This window comes from Janthinobacterium sp. SUN100 (genome assembly GCF_030397705.1).
GTDB classification, from domain to species: Bacteria; Pseudomonadota; Gammaproteobacteria; order Burkholderiales; family Burkholderiaceae_D; genus Janthinobacterium; species Janthinobacterium kumbetense.
The window spans coordinates 617,932-634,582 of record NZ_JAPUBU010000003.1 but is presented as its reverse complement, the minus strand read 5'-3'; the positions used below and the strand labels follow the sequence as shown (position 1 = coordinate 634,582).

The following is a 16,651-nucleotide window of genomic DNA, read 5'->3' as shown; positions in this document are numbered from 1 at the left end:
CCACGCGCCATGCGTGGCTTTTTTTATGTCTTGTATGTTTTTACAGCGCGGCCGCATAGATGGCGCGCGCATCGCTGCGCGTGACGGGACGGGGATTGTTGCCCAGCAAGCGTGTCTGCAGCATGGCTTCATCGGCTAGACGGTCCAGGTCGCTGGCCGCGATGCCCACCTCGCGCAGGGTGCGGGCGATGCCCGTGGCCGAGGCAATCTCCTGCATGGCGTCGATCAGGGCGTTCGCCCGCGCCTCGTCGCTGCCCATAATGCCAGGCTGCACGATGGCTGCCAGTTGCGCGTACAGGGGCGCCGCGTGGGACAGATTAAAGCGCAGCACATGCGGCAGCACCAGCGCATTCGACAGGCCATGTGGCACGTGGAACAGGCCGCCGATGGGATAGGCGAGCGCATGCACGGCGGCCACGGGGGCGTTGGCAAACGCCTGGCCGGCCAGCATGGCGCCCAGCAGCATGGCTTGGCGCGCCGGCAAGTGGCTGCCATCGCGGCAGGCCGTGAGCAGATTGCCGGACAGCAGCGACAGCGCCTGGCTGGCCAGCATGTCGGACAAGGGATTTTTCAACAGGCGGCTGGTGTACGCTTCGATCGCATGCACCATGGCGTCGATGCCGGTGGCGGCCGTCACGGCGGGCGGCAAGCCCAGGGTCAGGCGGGCGTCGAGGATGGCCAGGTCCGCATACAGTTGCGGCGCGACCACGCCCATCTTGCTGGTGGCGCCCGTGGTGACGATGGCGATATGCGTCACTTCCGAGCCCGTGCCCGCCGTGGTCGGCAATTGCACCAGGGGCAGGCGCTGGCCGTGGACATTGCCGATGCCATACAGTTGGGCCAGTTCCTGGTGGCCGGGGACCAGCACGGCGATCAGCTTGGCCACGTCCAGCGAGCTGCCGCCACCGAGGCCGATAATCAGTTCCACGTGAAACATCCGGGCCTGGGCCACGCCTACCAGCACGATGGCTTCGGGCGGATCGGCTTGCACGTCGGAAAAAACATGGGTGTCGATGCCTGCCGTGCGCAAGCTGTGCAGAGGGGCATCGGCCAGTCCCGTGCGCAGAAACCCTGCATCGGTGACGAGCAGGGCGCGGCGGACGGTGGGGAAGTGGTGGGCGATATGCGCGCCCAGCTGGGCGGCGGCGCCCGGTTCAACGATCAGGTGCGGCACGGTGCGGAACTGGAAGGCGGGCATGCAGACTCCTGGCGGCAAGGACAGAAGCCAAGCTTACTCCGCTTTCCCGCGCCGCGCATGTTTCACGTGGAACCGTTTAGTCTTGCAGCTGGCTGGCCAGCCCCAGGCTCACGAGCAGCGACAGGCTGGAAACGGCCGCCAGCACGCGGAACGTGCGGGCATCTTGCCGATACTCGCGCACGGCCGCATAGGCCAGGCCGGCACCCATCAGCAGGTTGAGCAACAGCAGCTTGCTCATTCCCACTCCAGCGCGCCGCGTTTCCATTCATAGGCCAGGCCGATGGTCAGTACGCCCAGGAAACCCATGACGGCCCAGAAACCATGCAAGCCCAGTTCATTGACGTTGGCCGCCCACGGCATCAGGAAGATCACCTCGATATCGAACAGGATGAACAGGATGGCCACCAGGTAGAAGCGGATGTCGAACTTCATGCGCGCATCGCCGAACGCTTCGAAGCCGCATTCATACGGCGACAGTTTTTGCGGGTCCGGTTTGTGCGGACCCAGTGCGCGGCCCAGCAGCATGGGCACGATGCCGACGAGGATGCCGATCAGAATGAACAGGAGGACGGGAAAATAGTTTTCGAGGAGCATGGGAATTCCTCTCAGTGGCTGGACGACAGTTTCATCAACACGATGCCGCACACGATGAGGACGGCAGCGCACACGCGCATGGTGTTGACTTGCTCGCCCAGAAAGACGATGCCGACGATGAAGGCGCCGACGGCGCCGATGCCCGTCCAGATCGTGTAGGCCGTGCCCAGGGGCAGGGTGCGCATGGCCAGCGACAGCAAGCCGAAGCTGGCGATCATCATGACGATGGTAATGACGGAGGGGGTGAGTTTGGTGAAACCCTCGGAGAGTTTCATCGAGTATGCCCACACGACTTCAAACATGCCGGCAATGAGTAACAGTATCCAGGCCATGGCGGCTCCTTATACAGAGCGGGCCGTCCCGGTGTGTTCCCATGATGGGGGAGGCCGTCCTCCTGGATGCTCGTCCCGCTGGCCACTGGCGTGGTCACGTTGGCGGACGATGCGGCAATTGTAGCAAACATTTCACGCCACCGCAGCCCTCTGCCTGACCACGTTGCGTGTTCCACGTGAAACAGAAATCGTCGTTGGCTTGCCCCTGCTGAGTAAAAATTAAGCAAAAAATGCGCTGCGCAAGGTTGCGCTTGCAAAAAGACTCTATAATCGGAGCTCTCATCCCGCATTTTTACTTGCACTGTTACCTATTTATCATGTTATTTCCTACAGAATTCGACGTCATCGTTGTCGGTGGTGGTCACGCCGGTACCGAGGCGGCCCTCGCTTCCGCCCGCATGGGGCAGAAGACGCTATTGCTCACGCATAATATTGAGACACTGGGCCAGATGTCGTGCAACCCTTCCATCGGCGGCATCGGCAAGGGCCACCTGGTCAAGGAAGTCGATGCCATGGGCGGCGCGATGGCGATCGCCACCGACGAGTCCGGCATCCAGTTCCGCATCCTGAATTCCTCGAAAGGCCCGGCAGTCCGCGCCACGCGCGCCCAGGCCGACCGTATTTTGTACAAGGCCGCCATCCGTACGCGCCTGGAAAACCAGACTAACCTGTGGCTGTTCCAGCAAGCCGTCGATGATCTGATCGTCGAAGGCGACCGGGTCGTCGGCGCCGTGACGCAGATCGGCTTGAAGTTTCTCGCGCGCGCCGTCGTGTTGACGGCCGGAACCTTCCTCGACGGCAAGATCCACGTGGGCTTGAATAACTATTCGGCCGGCCGTGCCGGCGACCCGCCCGCCATCTCCTTGTCGGCCCGCCTGAAAGAGCTGAAACTGCCGCAGGGCCGCCTGAAAACGGGCACGCCGCCGCGCATCGATGGCCGCACGATCGACTTTTCCGTGATGCAAGAGCAGCCGGGCGACCTCGATCCCGTGCCCGTGTTTTCCGTCATGGGCAATACGGCCATGCACCCGCGCCAGGTGCCGTGCTGGGTCACGCACACGAATAGCCAGACGCACGACATCATCCGCGCCGGCCTGGACCGCAGCCCCATGTACACGGGCGTCATCGAAGGCGTGGGCCCCCGCTATTGCCCCTCGATTGAAGACAAGATCCACCGTTTTTCGGGCAAGGAATCGCACCAGATCTTCCTCGAGCCGGAAGGCTTGACGACGCATGAGTTCTATCCGAACGGGATCTCCACGAGCTTGCCGTTCGACGTGCAGATCGCTCTGGTGCAATCGATGAAGGGCATGGAAAACGCGCACATCCTGCGTCCCGGCTATGCCATCGAATACGATTATTTCGACCCGCGCGGCTTGAAGGCCTCGCTGGAAACGAAGGCCGTCGCCGGCCTGTTCTTTGCCGGCCAGATCAACGGCACCACGGGCTACGAGGAAGCGGCCGCGCAAGGCATGCTGGCGGGCCTGAATGCGGCCTTGCTGACGCAGGACAAGGAAGCCTGGGTACCGGGCCGCTCCGAGGCCTATCTGGGCGTGCTGGTCGACGATCTGATCACGCAGGGCGTGCAGGAACCGTATCGCATGTTCACCAGCCGCGCCGAGTACCGTTTGAGCCTGCGCGAAGACAATGCCGACATGCGCCTGACGGAAATCGGCCGCGCCCTGGGCTGCGTGGGCGACGCCCAATGGCAAGCGTTTGAAACGAAGCGCGAAGCGGTGGCGCGCGAGCTTGAGCGCCTGCGTTCCACGTGGGTCAACCCGCGCATCCTGGCAGCCGCCGAATCGGAACGCATCGTCGGCCAGGCCATCGAGCGCGAGTATTCGCTGGCGGACTTGCTGCGCCGTCCGAACGTCGCCTACGACACCTTGATGAGCATGACGGGTATCGAAGGCCAGGCCCTGGCCGGCCCCGGCGTGGAGGATGCGGCCGTGCGCGAGCAGGTGGAAATCCAGCTCAAATACGCGGGCTACATCGAGCGCCAGAGCAAGGAAATCGAGCGCCACGAACACTATGAAAACCTGGCCTTGCCAGAGGGTTTCAATTACCTGGACATCGGCGCGCTGTCCGTCGAAGTGCGGCAAAAACTCGACAAGCAGCGCCCGGAAACCCTGGGCCAGGCTTCGCGCATTTCCGGCGTGACGCCGGCGGCGATTTCGCTGCTGCTGGTCCACCTGAAAAAGCGCGGCTTCGGTGCCGCGCAGACCACCACTTTAAAGGACGAGGTTGTTGAATGAAGCAGTTTGACCGGGCCGCATTGGCCCAGATTTTGAATGACGGCATCGCCGCGCTGGGGCTGGACCTGAGCGCGGATCAGACGGAAAAACTGCTCGATTACCTGGCCTTGCTGGCCAAATGGAACAGCGTGTACAACCTGACGTCGGTGCGCGATCCGCTGCAGATGCTGACCCTGCACGTGCTCGATTCGCTGGCCGCCGTGCCGGCGTTCGCGCAGGCGAAAAACGTGCTCGACGTGGGCGCCGGTGGCGGCTTGCCGGGCATGGTGCTGGCCATCGCGCGGCCCGATGTGAAGGTGTCGATGATCGACACGGTGCATAAAAAGACGGCATTCCTGACGCAAGTGAAGGCCGAACTGGGCCTGGCCAACGTGACCGTGTACACGAAACGCGTGGAACAGTTGGAAGTGCAGCAGAAATTCGACGTGATCACCTCACGCGCCTTTGCCGACCTGTCCGACTTCGTCAACTGGTCGAACCACGTGCTGGCCGAGGGCGGGCAATTCATCGCCTTGAAAGGGGTGGCACCGCCAGACGAGCGCGAGAGACTGCCGGCAGACTGGCAAGTGACGGAATTGCGGCCTATCCAGGTGCCAGGGCTAAATGCAGAGCGTCATCTGGTTTTTATAGCAAGAATTTAAAAAACGGAAATTAAACGGTATAAATCATATAAACAGTTTATACGGTATAAACGATATAAATGATTTATATCGTATAAACGAAATAAATAATATAAATCGTTTCGGCCGGATGCCGGGGCGCACGATGAAGTTTGCATCTCTTTACAACTAGAAGATACATGGCCAAAATTTTTTGTGTAGCAAATCAAAAGGGTGGTGTTGGTAAAACAACAACAAGTGTCAACCTCTCCGCCGGTCTGGCCAAATTGAACCAGCGCGTGCTGCTGGTCGACCTCGACCCGCAGGGCAACGCGACCATGGGCGCCGGCATCAACAAGGCCGGCCTGAAGGCGTCGACCTATGAAGTGATGCTGGGCGAATCCGATGTCAAGACGGCACGCCAGCGTTCGGAAGCGGGGCGCTTCGATGTCTTGCCGTCGAACCGCGAGCTGGCCGGCGCGGAAGTGGAGATGGTCGAACTGGACAACCGCGAACGCCGCCTGAAGGATGCGCTGGCCGAAGTGGACGGCGAATACGACTTCATATTAGTAGATTGCCCACCGGCATTATCGATGCTGACCCTGAACGGCCTGTGCGCCGCGCATGGCGTGATCATCCCGATGCAGTGCGAGTACTACGCGCTGGAAGGTTTGTCCGACCTGGTCAATACCATCAAGAAGGTGCATGCCAACCTGAACCCGGATCTGAAGATCATCGGCCTGTTGCGCGTGATGTTCGATCCGCGCATGACATTATCGCAACAAGTGTCGGCGCAGCTGGAGCAGCACTTCGGCGACAAGGTATTCAATACCATCATCCCGCGCAACGTCCGCCTGGCCGAAGCGCCATCGTACGGCTTGCCCGGCGTGACCTTCGACCCCAGCTCGAAAGGTGCCCAGGCGTACATCGCCTTCGGCGCCGAGATGGTCGAACGCATCAAACATATGTAAACAAAGGGCGAGCGCCTGCACATTGTGATGTAAGCGCTTACTCTGAAAACACGATTAGGACAGCATGGCTACGAAAAAATTAAAAGGACTGGGTCGCGGACTCGACGCCCTGTTGGGCGGCGGCGGCGACTTTGCCAGTCCGGACACGAATCAACCGTCGAACTTGCCCGTGTCGCAAATGCAAGCCGGCAAATACCAGCCGCGCACGCGCATGGACGAGGGGGCCCTGAATGAACTGGCCGCCTCGATCAAGGCGCAGGGGCTGATGCAGCCGATCCTGGTGCGGCCGATCGGGCAGGATACCCTGAGCGGCATTATCAAATATGAAATCATCGCCGGCGAACGCCGTTTCCGCGCCTCGCAATTGGCCGGCCTGACAGAAGTGCCGGTATTGGTGCGCGACGTGGACGATCTGGCGGCCGCCGCCATGGCGCTGATCGAGAACATCCAGCGCGAAGACTTGAATCCGCTGGAAGAGGCGCAGGGCATCCACCGCCTGATCGCCGACTTCAGTTTTACGCATGAGCAAGCGGCCACTGCGCTGGGACGCTCGCGCAGCGCAGTGTCGAACCTGTTGCGTTTGATGAACCTGGCCAATCCAGTGCAGACCATGCTGATGGCCGGCGATATCGACATGGGCCATGCGCGCGCGCTGCTGGCCGTCGACGCGGCCAGCCAGATCACCCTGGCGAACCAGGTGGTGGCCAAGCGCCTGTCGGTGCGTGAAACGGAAAAGCTCGTTACCCGCACGGTCGAGGAAGCGGCCAACCCGGTCGAGCCGCGGCAGAAGGAAAAGTCTGGCGACATCGCGCGCCTGGAAGAAGAGTTGTCCGATGCGCTGGCCACGCCCGTGGTGTTCAAGATGGGGAATAAAGGCCGTGGCCAATTGGTGATTGATTTTGCCGATCTTGACGTGCTCGATGGTTTGTTGACCCGCTTGCGTGGTTAAATAGCAAGCTGCAAAGACAGGGGCCATGGGGGTGTGGACGATCCGGCCATGCTTTCCAGATGCACCACGTGATTCCTTGATAACACGGCTGGAAGCGGCCAGACAAGCGACTTTGCCATATAGTGGTGCAAAAGGCGGCGAATAGTCGGTAAAGCGTCAGTTTCACGCAGCAATTGCCCTGCTGCGGTGCAGCAACGTTTGACTCTATAGATCAAAGCCAACTATAATCCCGTGTCTTTGCGTGTGTAGATTTTTCTGGGAACTTGGCAATTGAGTGATTCACAACAAAGTATTGCCAAGCCAGTCTACAAAGTAGTTGCATTGCAGCTAGCAATCGCTATCAGCTTTGCCACGGTCACCCTGTTTTTTGGTGGCAATGTCAGAGGCTGGTCCGCCGCATACGGCGGCGCTATCGCAGTCATAGGTAGCCTGGTGTATGCCCTGTTGGTGGTTCGCGGTTCTAGCGACGCCAATAAGGCATTCCGGGCGCATTTGCGCGCAGAAGTGGTGAAAATATTTATCACAGCGGTGCTGTTTATATTGGCACTGGTGTTGTTTCAGTCGGCCGCCTGGTTATGGCTGATCTTGGGTTTCGCGGTGGCAACCTTAGCATACTGGTTTTCATTGCTCGCTGTTTAATCATTGGTTTTGGGGCCTGTTGAGCTCTGAAACGACAAATCTAAATTCATTATGACCACAGAACACGCTATTGAAGCGGGCCATGCTGCCCCGGCCAACGCCACAGAATACATCAGTCACCATCTGGCCCACCTGAGAAGTGCCGACGGCATGATCAATCTGGATACGTTCTGGATTTCGGCCATTCTGGGCTTTGTTTTCCTGGCTGTTTTCTATATGGCGTCGCGCCGCGCGACGGCTGGTGTCCCTGGCAAGTTGCAAAACTTCGTCGAAATGGTCATGGAAATCGTCAATGACACTATTAATGGGGCCTTCCACGCGAAAAGCAAGGTCATCGCGCCGCTGGCCATCACTATTTTTGTGTGGGTCTGGTTGCTTAACGCGATGGACTTCCTGCCGGTTGACCTGTTGCCGAAGATCCTGAGCTGGTTTGGCGTGCATAAACTGCGCGCCGTGCCGACCGCCGACGTCAACCACACCTTCGCCATGTCGCTGTCGGTCGTGCTGTGCGTGATCGCCTTCTCGATCAAGGCCAAGGGCCTGGGCGGCTGGATCAAGGAACTGTTCACGGCACCGTTCCATGCGAGCGGCCTGATCGGCACGATCGCCCTGGCACCTGTCAATTTCCTGCTGCAAATGGTTGAGCTGGTTGCAAAACTGATCTCCCTGTCGCTGCGACTGTTCGGCAATATGTATGCCGGCGAACTGATTTTCATCTTGATCGCGTTGTTGCCTTGGTGGGCACAGTGGGCGTTGGGTGGTCCATGGGCAATTTTCCATATCTTGATTGTAACTTTGCAAGCTTTTGTGTTTATGGCGTTGACGGTTGTGTATCTGAGCCTTGCGGTTGAGAAACATTAATCATTAACTTTATATTTTGTTTTTTTAGTATCTTTCGTTTTTAAATTTAGGAGAATTTTATGCAAGCTCTGATCGCACAAGTACAAAGCATGACCGTTCTGGCAGCAGCAATCATCATCGGCCTGGCCGCAATCGGCACCGCTCTGGGCTTCGCTATCTTGGGTGGCAAATTCCTGGAAGCTTCGGCACGTCAACCAGAACTGATGCCACAACTGCAAACCAAACTGTTCGTTATCGCTGGTCTGCTGGATGCTATCTCGATGATCGGCGTTGGTGTTGCTCTGCTGTACACGTTCGCTAACCCGTTCCTGTCCGCTCTGACGGCTGTTGCTCAGTAATTCGCTCCAACCCTAGGAGAAACTTTTAGTTAGGAGCAAAGGTATGGACATCAATATGTCGCTCATCGGCCAGATGATCACCTTCGCGGTGTTGGTCTGGTTCTCGATGAAGTTCGTATTTCCAGCGCTGAACAACGCGCTGGATGAGCGTGCCAAACGAATCGCGGATGGATTGGCTGCGGCCGATCAAGGTCAGGCTTCGATGGCAGTCGCTGAAAAGCGTGCGCAAGAGGCATTGAACAGTGCACGTGAAGAAGCGTCGCAACGCGTTGCGGACGCTGAAAAGCGCGCGCAGCTGGTTGCTGAAGAGATCAAGCAAAATGCACAAGCTGAAGCTGCGCGTATCATTGCGCAAGCCCAGTCGGACGCCGAACAGCAACTGTCGAAAGCACGCGAACAATTGCGCGCTCAGGTGGCTGACCTGGCTGTCAAGGGTGCCGAGCAGATCTTGAAGCGTGAAGTAAACGCTACGGCTCACGCCGAAATGTTGCAGCGTCTTGCTGTCGAGCTGTAATCATGGCAGAACTCGCAACCGTCGCCCGTCCCTACGCGGAAGCTTTGTTCCGCGTAGCCCAAGCTGGTAAGGAGTCAAGCAACCTCGCGGCGTGGTCCGAACTGGTGTCCGAACTGGCACAGATCGGTAGCCACCCCGAGGTACAGGCGTACGCGCGCAATCCGAAAGTTTCGGAAAGCGACGTCGCCGCCACCATCCTGTCGTTGTTGAAATCGCCGCTCAATGAGGAAGTGAAAAACTTCGTCACGATGTTGATCGAAAATGGCCGCATCAGCCTGCTGCCGGAAATCGGCGCGCAATTCCATGCCTTGAAAAATGGCCTGGAAGGTGCGGCTGACGCCGAGATCACGAGCGCTTTCGATCTGAGCGAAGGCCAAACGGCCGAGCTGGTCGCAACGCTGGAAAAGAAATTCAGTCGTAAGCTCAACCCTGCCGTCACAGTGGATCCATCGCTGCTCGGCGGCGTGCGCGTGGTTGTTGGCGACCAAGTGCTCGACACCTCGGTGCGCGCCAAGCTGCAGCAACTGCACGCTGCACTGGTGTCGTAAGACACGCGCTTCGGCAGGCCAGCTTAGACAGACCCTTACCCCTCGCGCAAGCTGAGAGAAACACTTTTAGGAGTTAGTATGCAACTCAACCCATCTGAAATCAGCGAGTTGATCAAGAGCCGGATCCAAGGTCTTGACGGCGGCGCTGAAGTGCGTAATCAAGGCACGGTTATTTCCGTCGCCGACGGTATCTGCCGCATCCACGGTTTGTCGGACGTGATGCAAGGCGAGATGCTGGAATTCCCAGGCAACACGTTTGGCCTGGCCATGAATCTGGAACGCGACTCCGTCGGTTCCGTGATTCTGGGTGCCTACGAGCACATCTCCGAAGGCGACACGGTGAAATGCACCGGCCGTATTCTGGAAGTGCCAGTTGGTCCTGAGCTGCTCGGCCGCGTTGTCAACGCGCTGGGTCAGCCGATCGACGGCAAAGGCGCCATCGAGACCAAACTGACGGCCGCGATCGAAAAAATCGCTCCGGGCGTGATCGCCCGTGAATCCGTTTCGCAACCGATGCAAACCGGCCTGAAGTCGATCGATGCGATGGTTCCAGTTGGCCGCGGCCAGCGCGAACTGATCATCGGCGACCGTCAAACCGGCAAGTCGGCTGTGGCGATTGATGCGATCATCAATCAAAAAGGCCAGGGCATGAAATGTATCTACGTCGCGATTGGCCAAAAAGCCTCGTCGATCAAGAACATCGTGCGCTCGCTGGAACAGCACGGCGCGATGGAATACACCATCGTTGTCGCCGCTTCCGCTTCGGAATCGGCCGCCATGCAATACATCTCGCCGTACTCCGGTTGCGCCATGGGCGAATACTTCCGTGACCGCGGTGAAGATGCACTGATCGTCTACGATGATCTGTCCAAACAAGCTGTTGCATACCGTCAAATCTCGCTGCTGCTGCGCCGTCCACCAGGTCGCGAAGCGTACCCAGGCGACGTGTTCTACCTGCACAGCCGCCTGCTGGAACGCGCAGCACGCGTGAACGCCGACTACGTCGAGAAGTTCACCGACGGCGCCGTCAAAGGCAAGACCGGTTCCCTGACGGCACTGCCGATCATTGAAACGCAAGCTGGCGACGTGTCCGCATTCGTTCCAACCAACGTGATTTCGATTACCGACGGTCAGATCTTCCTGGAAACCTCGCTGTTCAACGCCGGTATCCGTCCTGCAATTAACGCCGGTATTTCCGTATCGCGCGTCGGTGGCGCCGCCCAGACCAAGGTCATCAAAAACCTGTCCGGCGGTATCCGTACCGACTTGGCGCAATACCGTGAACTGGCCGCGTTTGCGCAGTTCGCTTCGGACCTGGATGAATCGACCCGCAAGCAGCTGGACCGCGGCGCGCGCGTAACGGAATTGCTCAAGCAAGCCCAGTACTCGCCACTGTCGATCTCGCTGATGGCCGTATCGCTGTTCTCGGTGAACAAAGGCTTCATGGACGACGTGCCAGTCAAGCAAGTGCTGTCGTTCGAAGCTGGTGTCCACGCTTACATGAAGACCAAGCAAGCTGCTCTGCTGGCCAAGATCGAAGAAACCAAGCAACTCGACAAAGACAGCGAAGCAACTCTGTCGGCGGCCATTGCTGATTTCAAGAAATCCGGCGCATATTAAGCGGCCAGGCGGTGCCCACCTTTGAGTGAGGCGCCGCCCTACGCGCAGAAGGAGTAAGGACTCATGGCATCAAGCAAAGAGATACGAGGCAAGATCAAGAGCGTAGAGAATACGAAGAAGATCACCAAGGCGATGGAAATGGTCGCCGCGTCCAAAATGCGCAAGGCGCAAGACCGGATGCGGGCCGCCCGTCCCTACAGTGACAAGATTCGGAATATCGCCGCCAATCTGGCGACCGCCAATCCGGAATACACGCACCCGTTCCTGGCAGCTGCCCAGGGTACGCAAGCGAAGGCAGTGGGTTTCATCGTTGTCACGACCGACAAGGGTCTGTGCGGCGGCATGAACACCAACATCCTGCGCCAGGTGACGTCGAAGTCGCGCGAGCTGGAAGCAGCTGGCAACCGGGTTGAAGCAGTTGCCATCGGTAACAAGGGTTTGGGTTTTTTGAATCGCATCGGCGTCAAGATCATTGCGCACGCCATTCAAACCGGTGATACGCCCCACCTGGACAAACTGATCGGACCCGTCAAGGTCATGCTCGAAGAGTTCCAGGCAGGCAAGATCGATGCAGTGTACCTGTGCTACACCAAATTCATCAACACGATGAAACAGGAACCAGTCGTGGAGCAATTGCTGCCCCTGACGGCCGACAAGATGGTCGCCGACAAGGGCGCCCACTCGTGGGATTACATCTACGAGCCGGACGCGCAAAGCGTGATCGACGAATTGCTGGAGCGCTATGTAGAAGCGCTGGTGTACCAGGCAGTCGCGGAGAATCTGGCGTCCGAGCAATCGGCACGGATGGTCGCGATGAAAGCTGCAAGCGACAACGCGGGTAGTGTGATCGGCGAATTGAAGCTGATCTACAACAAGACCCGTCAAGCTGCGATTACCAAAGAACTCTCCGAAATCGTCGCCGGTGCGGCTGCGGTTTAAACGAATTTAACTATATTGAAGGAACGAACATGGCTGATGGCAAAATCGTTCAGTGTATCGGCGCTGTGGTGGACGTTGAGTTTCCCCGCAACGCGATGCCTAAGGTATTTGATGCCTTGAAGATGGCAGGCTCGGAACTGACCCTGGAAGTACAACAGCAGTTGGGCGACGGCATTGTCCGTACCATTGCACTCGGCTCGTCCGATGGCCTGCGTCGCGGCATGATGATCCAGAACACCGGCAAACCAATCATGGTGCCAGTCGGTAAAGCAACTCTGGGTCGCATCATGGACGTGCTGGGCAACCCGATCGACGAATGCGGCCCAGTGTCGCACGAGCAGATCGCGTCGATCCACCGCACCGCTCCTGCATACGACGAACTGTCGCCATCGCAAGAACTGCTGGAAACCGGCATCAAGGTGATCGACCTGGTGTGCCCGTTTGCAAAAGGCGGTAAAGTTGGTCTGTTCGGCGGCGCTGGCGTAGGCAAGACCGTGAACATGATGGAACTGATTAACAACATCGCCAAGGCACACAGCGGCGTGTCCGTGTTCGCCGGCGTTGGTGAGCGTACCCGTGAAGGTAACGACTTCTACCACGAGATGGCTGACGCGAAAGTGGTCGATCTGGAAAACCCAGAGAACTCCAAAGTGGCGATGGTCTACGGTCAGATGAATGAACCGCCAGGTAACCGTCTGCGCGTTGCGCTGACCGGCCTGACGATCGCTGAATCGTTCCGTGATGAAGGCAAGGACGTTCTGTTCTTCGTCGACAACATCTACCGCTTCACGCTGGCCGGTACCGAAGTATCGGCACTGCTGGGCCGTATGCCATCGGCTGTGGGTTACCAACCGACCCTGGCGGAAGAAATGGGCCGTCTGCAAGAGCGTATCACGTCGACCAAGACCGGTTCGATCACCTCGATCCAGGCCGTCTACGTTCCAGCCGATGATTACACCGATCCGTCGCCTGCTACCACGTTTGCTCACTTGGATTCGACCGTTGCGCTGTCGCGTGACATCGCTTCCCTGGGTATCTACCCAGCCGTGGACCCACTGGATTCGACCTCGCGTCAGCTGGATCCGTTGATCGTTGGTCAAGAGCACTACGACACCGCGCGTGCCGTGCAAACGACCCTGCAACGCTACAAGGAATTGCGCGACATTATCGCGATTCTGGGTATGGACGAGCTGGCACCGGAAGACAAACTGCTGGTCGCCCGCGCACGTAAGATGCAGCGTTTCCTGTCGCAGCCTTTCCACGTCGCTGAAGTCTTTACCGGCGCGCCTGGTAAATACGTTTCGCTCAAAGACACGATCAAGGGCTTCAAAATGATCGCTTCGGGCGAACTCGATCACCTGCCGGAACAAGCGTTCTACATGGTCGGCACGATCGAAGAAGCAATCGAAAAAGCCAAGAAACTTAACTAAGTTAAGTCTGGGCCTAACCCCGCCCGTTACACGGCGGGGTTCTTCAACCCGATAGGACACACATGGCACACACAATTCACGTTGACGTGGTTTCCGCTGAAGAACTGATTTTTTCAGGCGAAGCAGAATTCGTCGCGTTGCCGGGTGAACAGGGCGAGCTGGGTATCTACCCACGCCACACGCCTTTGATTACCCGCATCCGTCCGGGCGCGGTCCGCATCAAGGTAGTCGGCCAGGCTGAAGAAGAGTTCGTCTTCGTTGCCGGCGGCCTGCTGGAAGTGCAACCGGATACCGTGACCGTCCTGGCCGATACCGCCATCCGCGGTCACGACCTCGACGAAGCGAAAGCGCTGGAAGCGAAGAAGTTGGCGGAAGAAAATATCCACAACAAGGATTCGGGCATCGACTACGCGCAAGCGCAAGCCGAGCTGGCCAGCGCGATTGCGCAGCTGGCAGCGATCCAGAAGCTGCGCAAGCTGTAATCAGCGAGCCAGCAACAAGAAAGGCAGCCTTCGGGCTGCCTTTTTTTATGCTTTGACGGCTATTCCTGGCGCTTCTGCCTGCTCCTTTCCTGCCCCGCCTTCAATATCGTCTTCCACTTGGCGCGCGCGGCGATGCGCTCGAGCGGCGTTTCCTCGCCGCGCCGGGCGTCGCGCAGCAGCTTGTGATAATTGCGCAGCCGATCCGCATCGACGGCGCCGCGCACCTGGCAGCCTGGTTCGCTGGCGTGCTGGCAGTCGCGGAACTGGCACGTCGAGGCGAGCGCCGCGATGTCGTCAAACGTGGCCGCCAGGGTCTGCGCATCGGCGTCGGCCTGCCAGCTGCGCAAGCCCGGCGTATCGATGATGCAGGCGCCGCTGGCGCACAGGTGCAGCGAGCGCGCCGTCGTCGTATGCCGTCCGCGCCCATCGCCATGGCGCACGCCGTTGGTGGCCTGCTGCGCCGCAGACAGGGTATTGGTCAGGCTGGACTTGCCGGCGCCCGATGAACCGAGCAGCACCAGGGTCTGGCCGGCACCCAGCCACGGTTCCAGGATGGCCACGTCATACGCATGGCGCGTATCGATGGCAAACAGGGGCACGTGGGACGGCAGGCGCTGTTTGAGCTGCGCCAGCTTGCCCGGCACGTCGTCGGCCACGTCGGCCTTGCTCAGCACCACCACGGGGCTGACCTGGGTCGCCAGCACGATGGCCAGATAGCGTTCCAGCCGGCGTGGGTTGAAATCCCCGTCCAGTCCCATTACCAGCAGGGCCGTATCGACATTGCTGGCGAGCACTTGCCGCCGGCCGTCATTGCCGCGTCGGGCGATTTGTGTGACTGGGGATAAGTGCGCCGTTATCCACAGCGCGCCGTGAGCATCGTGTTCGGCGGCGACCCAGTCGCCGACCGTGAGGACGGTGTCTTGCGCCAGCAGCTCGTGCAACAGGCGCGGCAGTACCTGCGCCGGGTGTTCCCGGCTGCCGTCGTGCACGAGAATGCTGTCGCGGTGGACGGCGCTCACGCGCAGCAGTTGTGCGGCAGGGGATGATAAGTCGAGTTGGGTGGCTGCGCCGGCGATGGCCTGCTGCAGCCCGATAAGGCGTAGTTGCGCAAAATCGAATGCGATCATGGTAGCGTGATTCCAAATTCTGTCGTCCGCGTGCGGACATGAAGCCTGCGCGTGCAGGCACCGCCAGTCGTTATGACTGGCACGAAAGAAAGGGAAGTCGGCTACGCGATCACGCGTATGGGCAATTGCGGGCTAAGGGTCTTAGCGGGGAAAGACCGTGATCAGGCAGCCGACAGCACGGCAGTATCCGAATGGCGCATGTTGTCTACTCCTGTTGTGTGAGGGAAAACGCCAGTGTGCCAGCGGCGCGCGCCGCCGTCAACATTAGCTGCACATGCCGTAAGCGCTGCGCTCGGGGAAATAGCGGTACGTAAACGTGCGCACCGGGTAGCGCTTGCCGGCGACGAGCATGTCGGGCATGGATAAATCAAAGCGCTGCGGCAGCTGGCGCGGCAGTTGCAGGCGCAGGCGCCACTGGGTTTCGGCGCTGGAACCGACGGCGGAAAACATGATGGGCAGCTGCTCGATGACGTCGACGATTTCCGCCTTGCGGTTCATGCCGCGCTGGTAGATGGTCAGCACCTTGGCTTCGGCGAAGGGCTGCTGTTTTGGTTCTTCCAGCAGGAAGGACAGACGCGTGAAGCTGGCTTGCGTGCCGATGGGAAGAGTAAAAATCAGCGCCAGCTCGGTGCCGCCATCCTTCAGGGTGACAGGCGGTGTGGCATATACGCTGATACCGCGCGGCAGCTCGAAGCGTGAACCCTCCGTCCACGTCTTGCACTCGGGCGTGGTGGCCTGGTACAGGCTGGGCGCCGTGTAGTCGTTGCAGGCGGAGACCAGCAGCAGCAGGGGCAGGGCAAGGAGGGCGGAACGGCGCATGGGAGTCACGGTTGGGATATGAGCCGACAGTGTAAGCGATCCCCCCGCGATCCACCAGCGGCGCTAGGAATGCCCGGGTGGCGCGCGCCGCACCGATTGCAGCTGGCAGTGCGTCGCCTGCAGCGCATCCTTGATGGCGTCGAGCGCCAGTTGCGGCCGGGCTGCGCCGCACATGAAGATATCGACGGCGGCAAAGCCGCATTCCGGCCAGGTGTGGATGGAGATGTGCGATTCGGCCAGCAGCACCACGCCCGTGACGCCCTGGCCGGCGCCAAAGCTGTGGAAATGGCTGTGCAGCACCTGGGCGCCGGCCGCGACGGCCGCGTCGCGCAACAGGCGATCGAGCGCGGCGCCATCGCGCAGGCGTTCCGGTGCGATGCCCGACAGGTCCGCCAGAAAATGGGTGCCTAGGGGCAGATGCGGTGTGGCTGTCATG

General features: G+C 59.5%; 20 protein-coding genes. 13 read left to right on the top strand and 7 right to left on the bottom strand.

The window, feature by feature from the left end:
• Nucleotides 1-40: 40 nt before the first annotated feature.
• The 4 genes from O0881_RS19405 to sugE all read right to left on the bottom strand — a co-directional run bounded on the left by O0881_RS19405 (nt 41) and on the right by sugE (nt 2,124).
• On the bottom strand, nt 41-1,198 hold the full coding sequence (locus O0881_RS19405; RefSeq protein ID WP_289912567.1) for an iron-containing alcohol dehydrogenase: 1,158 nt from the start codon (nt 1,196-1,198) through the stop codon (nt 41-43).
• A gap of 76 nt (nt 1,199-1,274) precedes the next feature.
• A complete protein-coding gene (locus O0881_RS19400; RefSeq protein ID WP_180278653.1) occupies nt 1,275-1,436 on the bottom strand; it encodes a hypothetical protein in 162 nt (53 codons plus the stop codon).
• A complete protein-coding gene (locus O0881_RS19395; RefSeq protein ID WP_289905988.1) occupies nt 1,433-1,792 on the bottom strand; it encodes an NADH-quinone oxidoreductase subunit A in 360 nt (119 codons plus the stop codon). Before O0881_RS19395 ends, O0881_RS19400 begins: the two co-directional genes overlap by 4 nt.
• Before the next feature lie 11 nt (nt 1,793-1,803).
• Nucleotides 1,804-2,124, bottom strand: a complete 321-nt coding sequence (gene sugE, locus O0881_RS19390; RefSeq protein ID WP_289899682.1) for a quaternary ammonium compound efflux SMR transporter SugE — start codon at nt 2,122-2,124, stop codon at nt 1,804-1,806.
• 317 nt (nt 2,125-2,441) lie between these two features.
• Between sugE and mnmG the strand changes: the two genes are divergently transcribed.
• The 13 genes from mnmG (at nt 2,442) to O0881_RS19325 (ending at nt 14,269) form a co-directional block, all read left to right on the top strand.
• Nucleotides 2,442-4,379: a tRNA uridine-5-carboxymethylaminomethyl(34) synthesis enzyme MnmG gene (gene mnmG / locus O0881_RS19385; protein WP_251349586.1), complete on the top strand. Its 1,938-nt coding sequence runs from the start codon at nt 2,442-2,444 to the stop codon at nt 4,377-4,379.
• On the top strand, nt 4,376-5,020 hold the full coding sequence (gene rsmG / locus O0881_RS19380; protein WP_289912566.1) for a 16S rRNA (guanine(527)-N(7))-methyltransferase RsmG: 645 nt from the start codon (nt 4,376-4,378) through the stop codon (nt 5,018-5,020). Before mnmG ends, rsmG begins: the two co-directional genes overlap by 4 nt.
• A 158-nt stretch (nt 5,021-5,178) precedes the next feature.
• Nucleotides 5,179-5,949, top strand: coding sequence for an AAA family ATPase (locus tag O0881_RS19375; RefSeq protein WP_034752687.1), 771 nt, complete (start codon nt 5,179-5,181; stop codon nt 5,947-5,949).
• A 64-nt stretch (nt 5,950-6,013) separates the two neighbouring features.
• Entirely contained in the window at nt 6,014-6,898 is an 885-nt protein-coding gene (locus tag O0881_RS19370) for a ParB/RepB/Spo0J family partition protein (RefSeq protein ID WP_289912565.1), read from the top strand.
• Nucleotides 6,899-7,168: 270 nt separating this feature from the next.
• The gene (locus O0881_RS19365) at nt 7,169-7,537 is read left to right on the top strand and encodes an ATP synthase subunit I (RefSeq protein WP_035823464.1); all 369 of its coding nucleotides are present in this window, start codon (nt 7,169-7,171) and stop codon (nt 7,535-7,537) included.
• Between the two features lie 51 nt (nt 7,538-7,588).
• Nucleotides 7,589-8,398, top strand: a complete 810-nt coding sequence (gene atpB, locus O0881_RS19360; RefSeq protein WP_046681851.1) for a F0F1 ATP synthase subunit A — start codon at nt 7,589-7,591, stop codon at nt 8,396-8,398.
• 59 nt (nt 8,399-8,457) lie between these two features.
• Nucleotides 8,458-8,736, top strand: a complete 279-nt coding sequence (gene atpE / locus O0881_RS19355; RefSeq protein WP_034752695.1) for a F0F1 ATP synthase subunit C — start codon at nt 8,458-8,460, stop codon at nt 8,734-8,736.
• Nucleotides 8,737-8,779: 43 nt separating this feature from the next.
• A complete protein-coding gene (locus O0881_RS19350) occupies nt 8,780-9,250 on the top strand; it encodes a F0F1 ATP synthase subunit B (protein ID WP_034752697.1) in 471 nt (156 codons plus the stop codon).
• A gap of 2 nt (nt 9,251-9,252) precedes the next feature.
• Entirely contained in the window at nt 9,253-9,798 is a 546-nt protein-coding gene (locus tag O0881_RS19345) for a F0F1 ATP synthase subunit delta (protein WP_034752699.1), read from the top strand.
• 78 nt (nt 9,799-9,876) lie between these two features.
• The gene (atpA, locus tag O0881_RS19340; RefSeq protein WP_034752701.1) at nt 9,877-11,418 is read left to right on the top strand and encodes a F0F1 ATP synthase subunit alpha; all 1,542 of its coding nucleotides are present in this window, start codon (nt 9,877-9,879) and stop codon (nt 11,416-11,418) included.
• Between the two features lie 63 nt (nt 11,419-11,481).
• The gene (gene atpG, locus O0881_RS19335; protein ID WP_034783836.1) at nt 11,482-12,357 is read left to right on the top strand and encodes a F0F1 ATP synthase subunit gamma; all 876 of its coding nucleotides are present in this window, start codon (nt 11,482-11,484) and stop codon (nt 12,355-12,357) included.
• A gap of 29 nt (nt 12,358-12,386) precedes the next feature.
• Nucleotides 12,387-13,787, top strand: coding sequence for a F0F1 ATP synthase subunit beta (atpD, locus tag O0881_RS19330; protein ID WP_034752705.1), 1,401 nt, complete (start codon nt 12,387-12,389; stop codon nt 13,785-13,787).
• A gap of 62 nt (nt 13,788-13,849) precedes the next feature.
• Nucleotides 13,850-14,269 carry a F0F1 ATP synthase subunit epsilon gene (locus O0881_RS19325; RefSeq protein ID WP_077398374.1) on the top strand — a complete coding sequence of 140 codons (420 nt, stop codon included), beginning with the start codon at nt 13,850-13,852 and terminating at the stop codon, nt 14,267-14,269.
• Nucleotides 14,270-14,328: 59 nt separating this feature from the next.
• Here O0881_RS19325 and rsgA read toward each other — a convergent pair whose 3' ends face one another.
• From rsgA to speD, 3 genes are all read right to left on the bottom strand, one after another.
• Nucleotides 14,329-15,396, bottom strand: a complete 1,068-nt coding sequence (rsgA, locus tag O0881_RS19320) for a ribosome small subunit-dependent GTPase A (RefSeq protein WP_289912564.1) — start codon at nt 15,394-15,396, stop codon at nt 14,329-14,331.
• Between the two features lie 264 nt (nt 15,397-15,660).
• Nucleotides 15,661-16,215 (bottom strand): hypothetical protein, encoded by a 555-nt coding sequence (locus O0881_RS19315; protein ID WP_289905984.1) that lies wholly within the window; start codon nt 16,213-16,215, stop codon nt 15,661-15,663.
• Nucleotides 16,216-16,278: 63 nt separating this feature from the next.
• Nucleotides 16,279-16,650 carry an adenosylmethionine decarboxylase gene (gene speD, locus O0881_RS19310; protein WP_289912563.1) on the bottom strand — a complete coding sequence of 124 codons (372 nt, stop codon included), beginning with the start codon at nt 16,648-16,650 and terminating at the stop codon, nt 16,279-16,281.
• Between the last annotated feature and the right edge of the window lies 1 nt (nt 16,651).

What these genes read in the sequence shown, in the direction of transcription:
- rsgA (WP_289912564.1), bottom strand. Translation starts at nt 15,396, where the DNA reads ATGATCGCATTCGATTTTGCGCAACTACGCCTTATCGGGCTGCAGCAG.
- atpD (WP_034752705.1), top strand. Translation starts at nt 12,387, where the DNA reads ATGGCTGATGGCAAAATCGTTCAGTGTATCGGCGCTGTGGTGGACGTT.
- atpG (WP_034783836.1), top strand. Translation starts at nt 11,482, where the DNA reads ATGGCATCAAGCAAAGAGATACGAGGCAAGATCAAGAGCGTAGAGAAT.
- atpA (WP_034752701.1), top strand. Translation starts at nt 9,877, where the DNA reads ATGCAACTCAACCCATCTGAAATCAGCGAGTTGATCAAGAGCCGGATC.
- speD (WP_289912563.1), bottom strand. Translation starts at nt 16,650, where the DNA reads ATGACAGCCACACCGCATCTGCCCCTAGGCACCCATTTTCTGGCGGAC.
- O0881_RS19400 (WP_180278653.1), bottom strand. Translation starts at nt 1,436, where the DNA reads ATGAGCAAGCTGCTGTTGCTCAACCTGCTGATGGGTGCCGGCCTGGCC.
- mnmG (WP_251349586.1), top strand. Translation starts at nt 2,442, where the DNA reads ATGTTATTTCCTACAGAATTCGACGTCATCGTTGTCGGTGGTGGTCAC.
- O0881_RS19350 (WP_034752697.1), top strand. Translation starts at nt 8,780, where the DNA reads ATGGACATCAATATGTCGCTCATCGGCCAGATGATCACCTTCGCGGTG.
- O0881_RS19395 (WP_289905988.1), bottom strand. Translation starts at nt 1,792, where the DNA reads ATGCTCCTCGAAAACTATTTTCCCGTCCTCCTGTTCATTCTGATCGGC.
- O0881_RS19325 (WP_077398374.1), top strand. Translation starts at nt 13,850, where the DNA reads ATGGCACACACAATTCACGTTGACGTGGTTTCCGCTGAAGAACTGATT.
- O0881_RS19315 (WP_289905984.1), bottom strand. Translation starts at nt 16,215, where the DNA reads ATGCGCCGTTCCGCCCTCCTTGCCCTGCCCCTGCTGCTGCTGGTCTCC.
- O0881_RS19405 (WP_289912567.1), bottom strand. Translation starts at nt 1,198, where the DNA reads ATGCCCGCCTTCCAGTTCCGCACCGTGCCGCACCTGATCGTTGAACCG.
- O0881_RS19345 (WP_034752699.1), top strand. Translation starts at nt 9,253, where the DNA reads ATGGCAGAACTCGCAACCGTCGCCCGTCCCTACGCGGAAGCTTTGTTC.
- O0881_RS19370 (WP_289912565.1), top strand. Translation starts at nt 6,014, where the DNA reads ATGGCTACGAAAAAATTAAAAGGACTGGGTCGCGGACTCGACGCCCTG.
- sugE (WP_289899682.1), bottom strand. Translation starts at nt 2,124, where the DNA reads ATGGCCTGGATACTGTTACTCATTGCCGGCATGTTTGAAGTCGTGTGG.
- O0881_RS19375 (WP_034752687.1), top strand. Translation starts at nt 5,179, where the DNA reads ATGGCCAAAATTTTTTGTGTAGCAAATCAAAAGGGTGGTGTTGGTAAA.
- atpE (WP_034752695.1), top strand. Translation starts at nt 8,458, where the DNA reads ATGCAAGCTCTGATCGCACAAGTACAAAGCATGACCGTTCTGGCAGCA.
- atpB (WP_046681851.1), top strand. Translation starts at nt 7,589, where the DNA reads ATGACCACAGAACACGCTATTGAAGCGGGCCATGCTGCCCCGGCCAAC.
- rsmG (WP_289912566.1), top strand. Translation starts at nt 4,376, where the DNA reads ATGAAGCAGTTTGACCGGGCCGCATTGGCCCAGATTTTGAATGACGGC.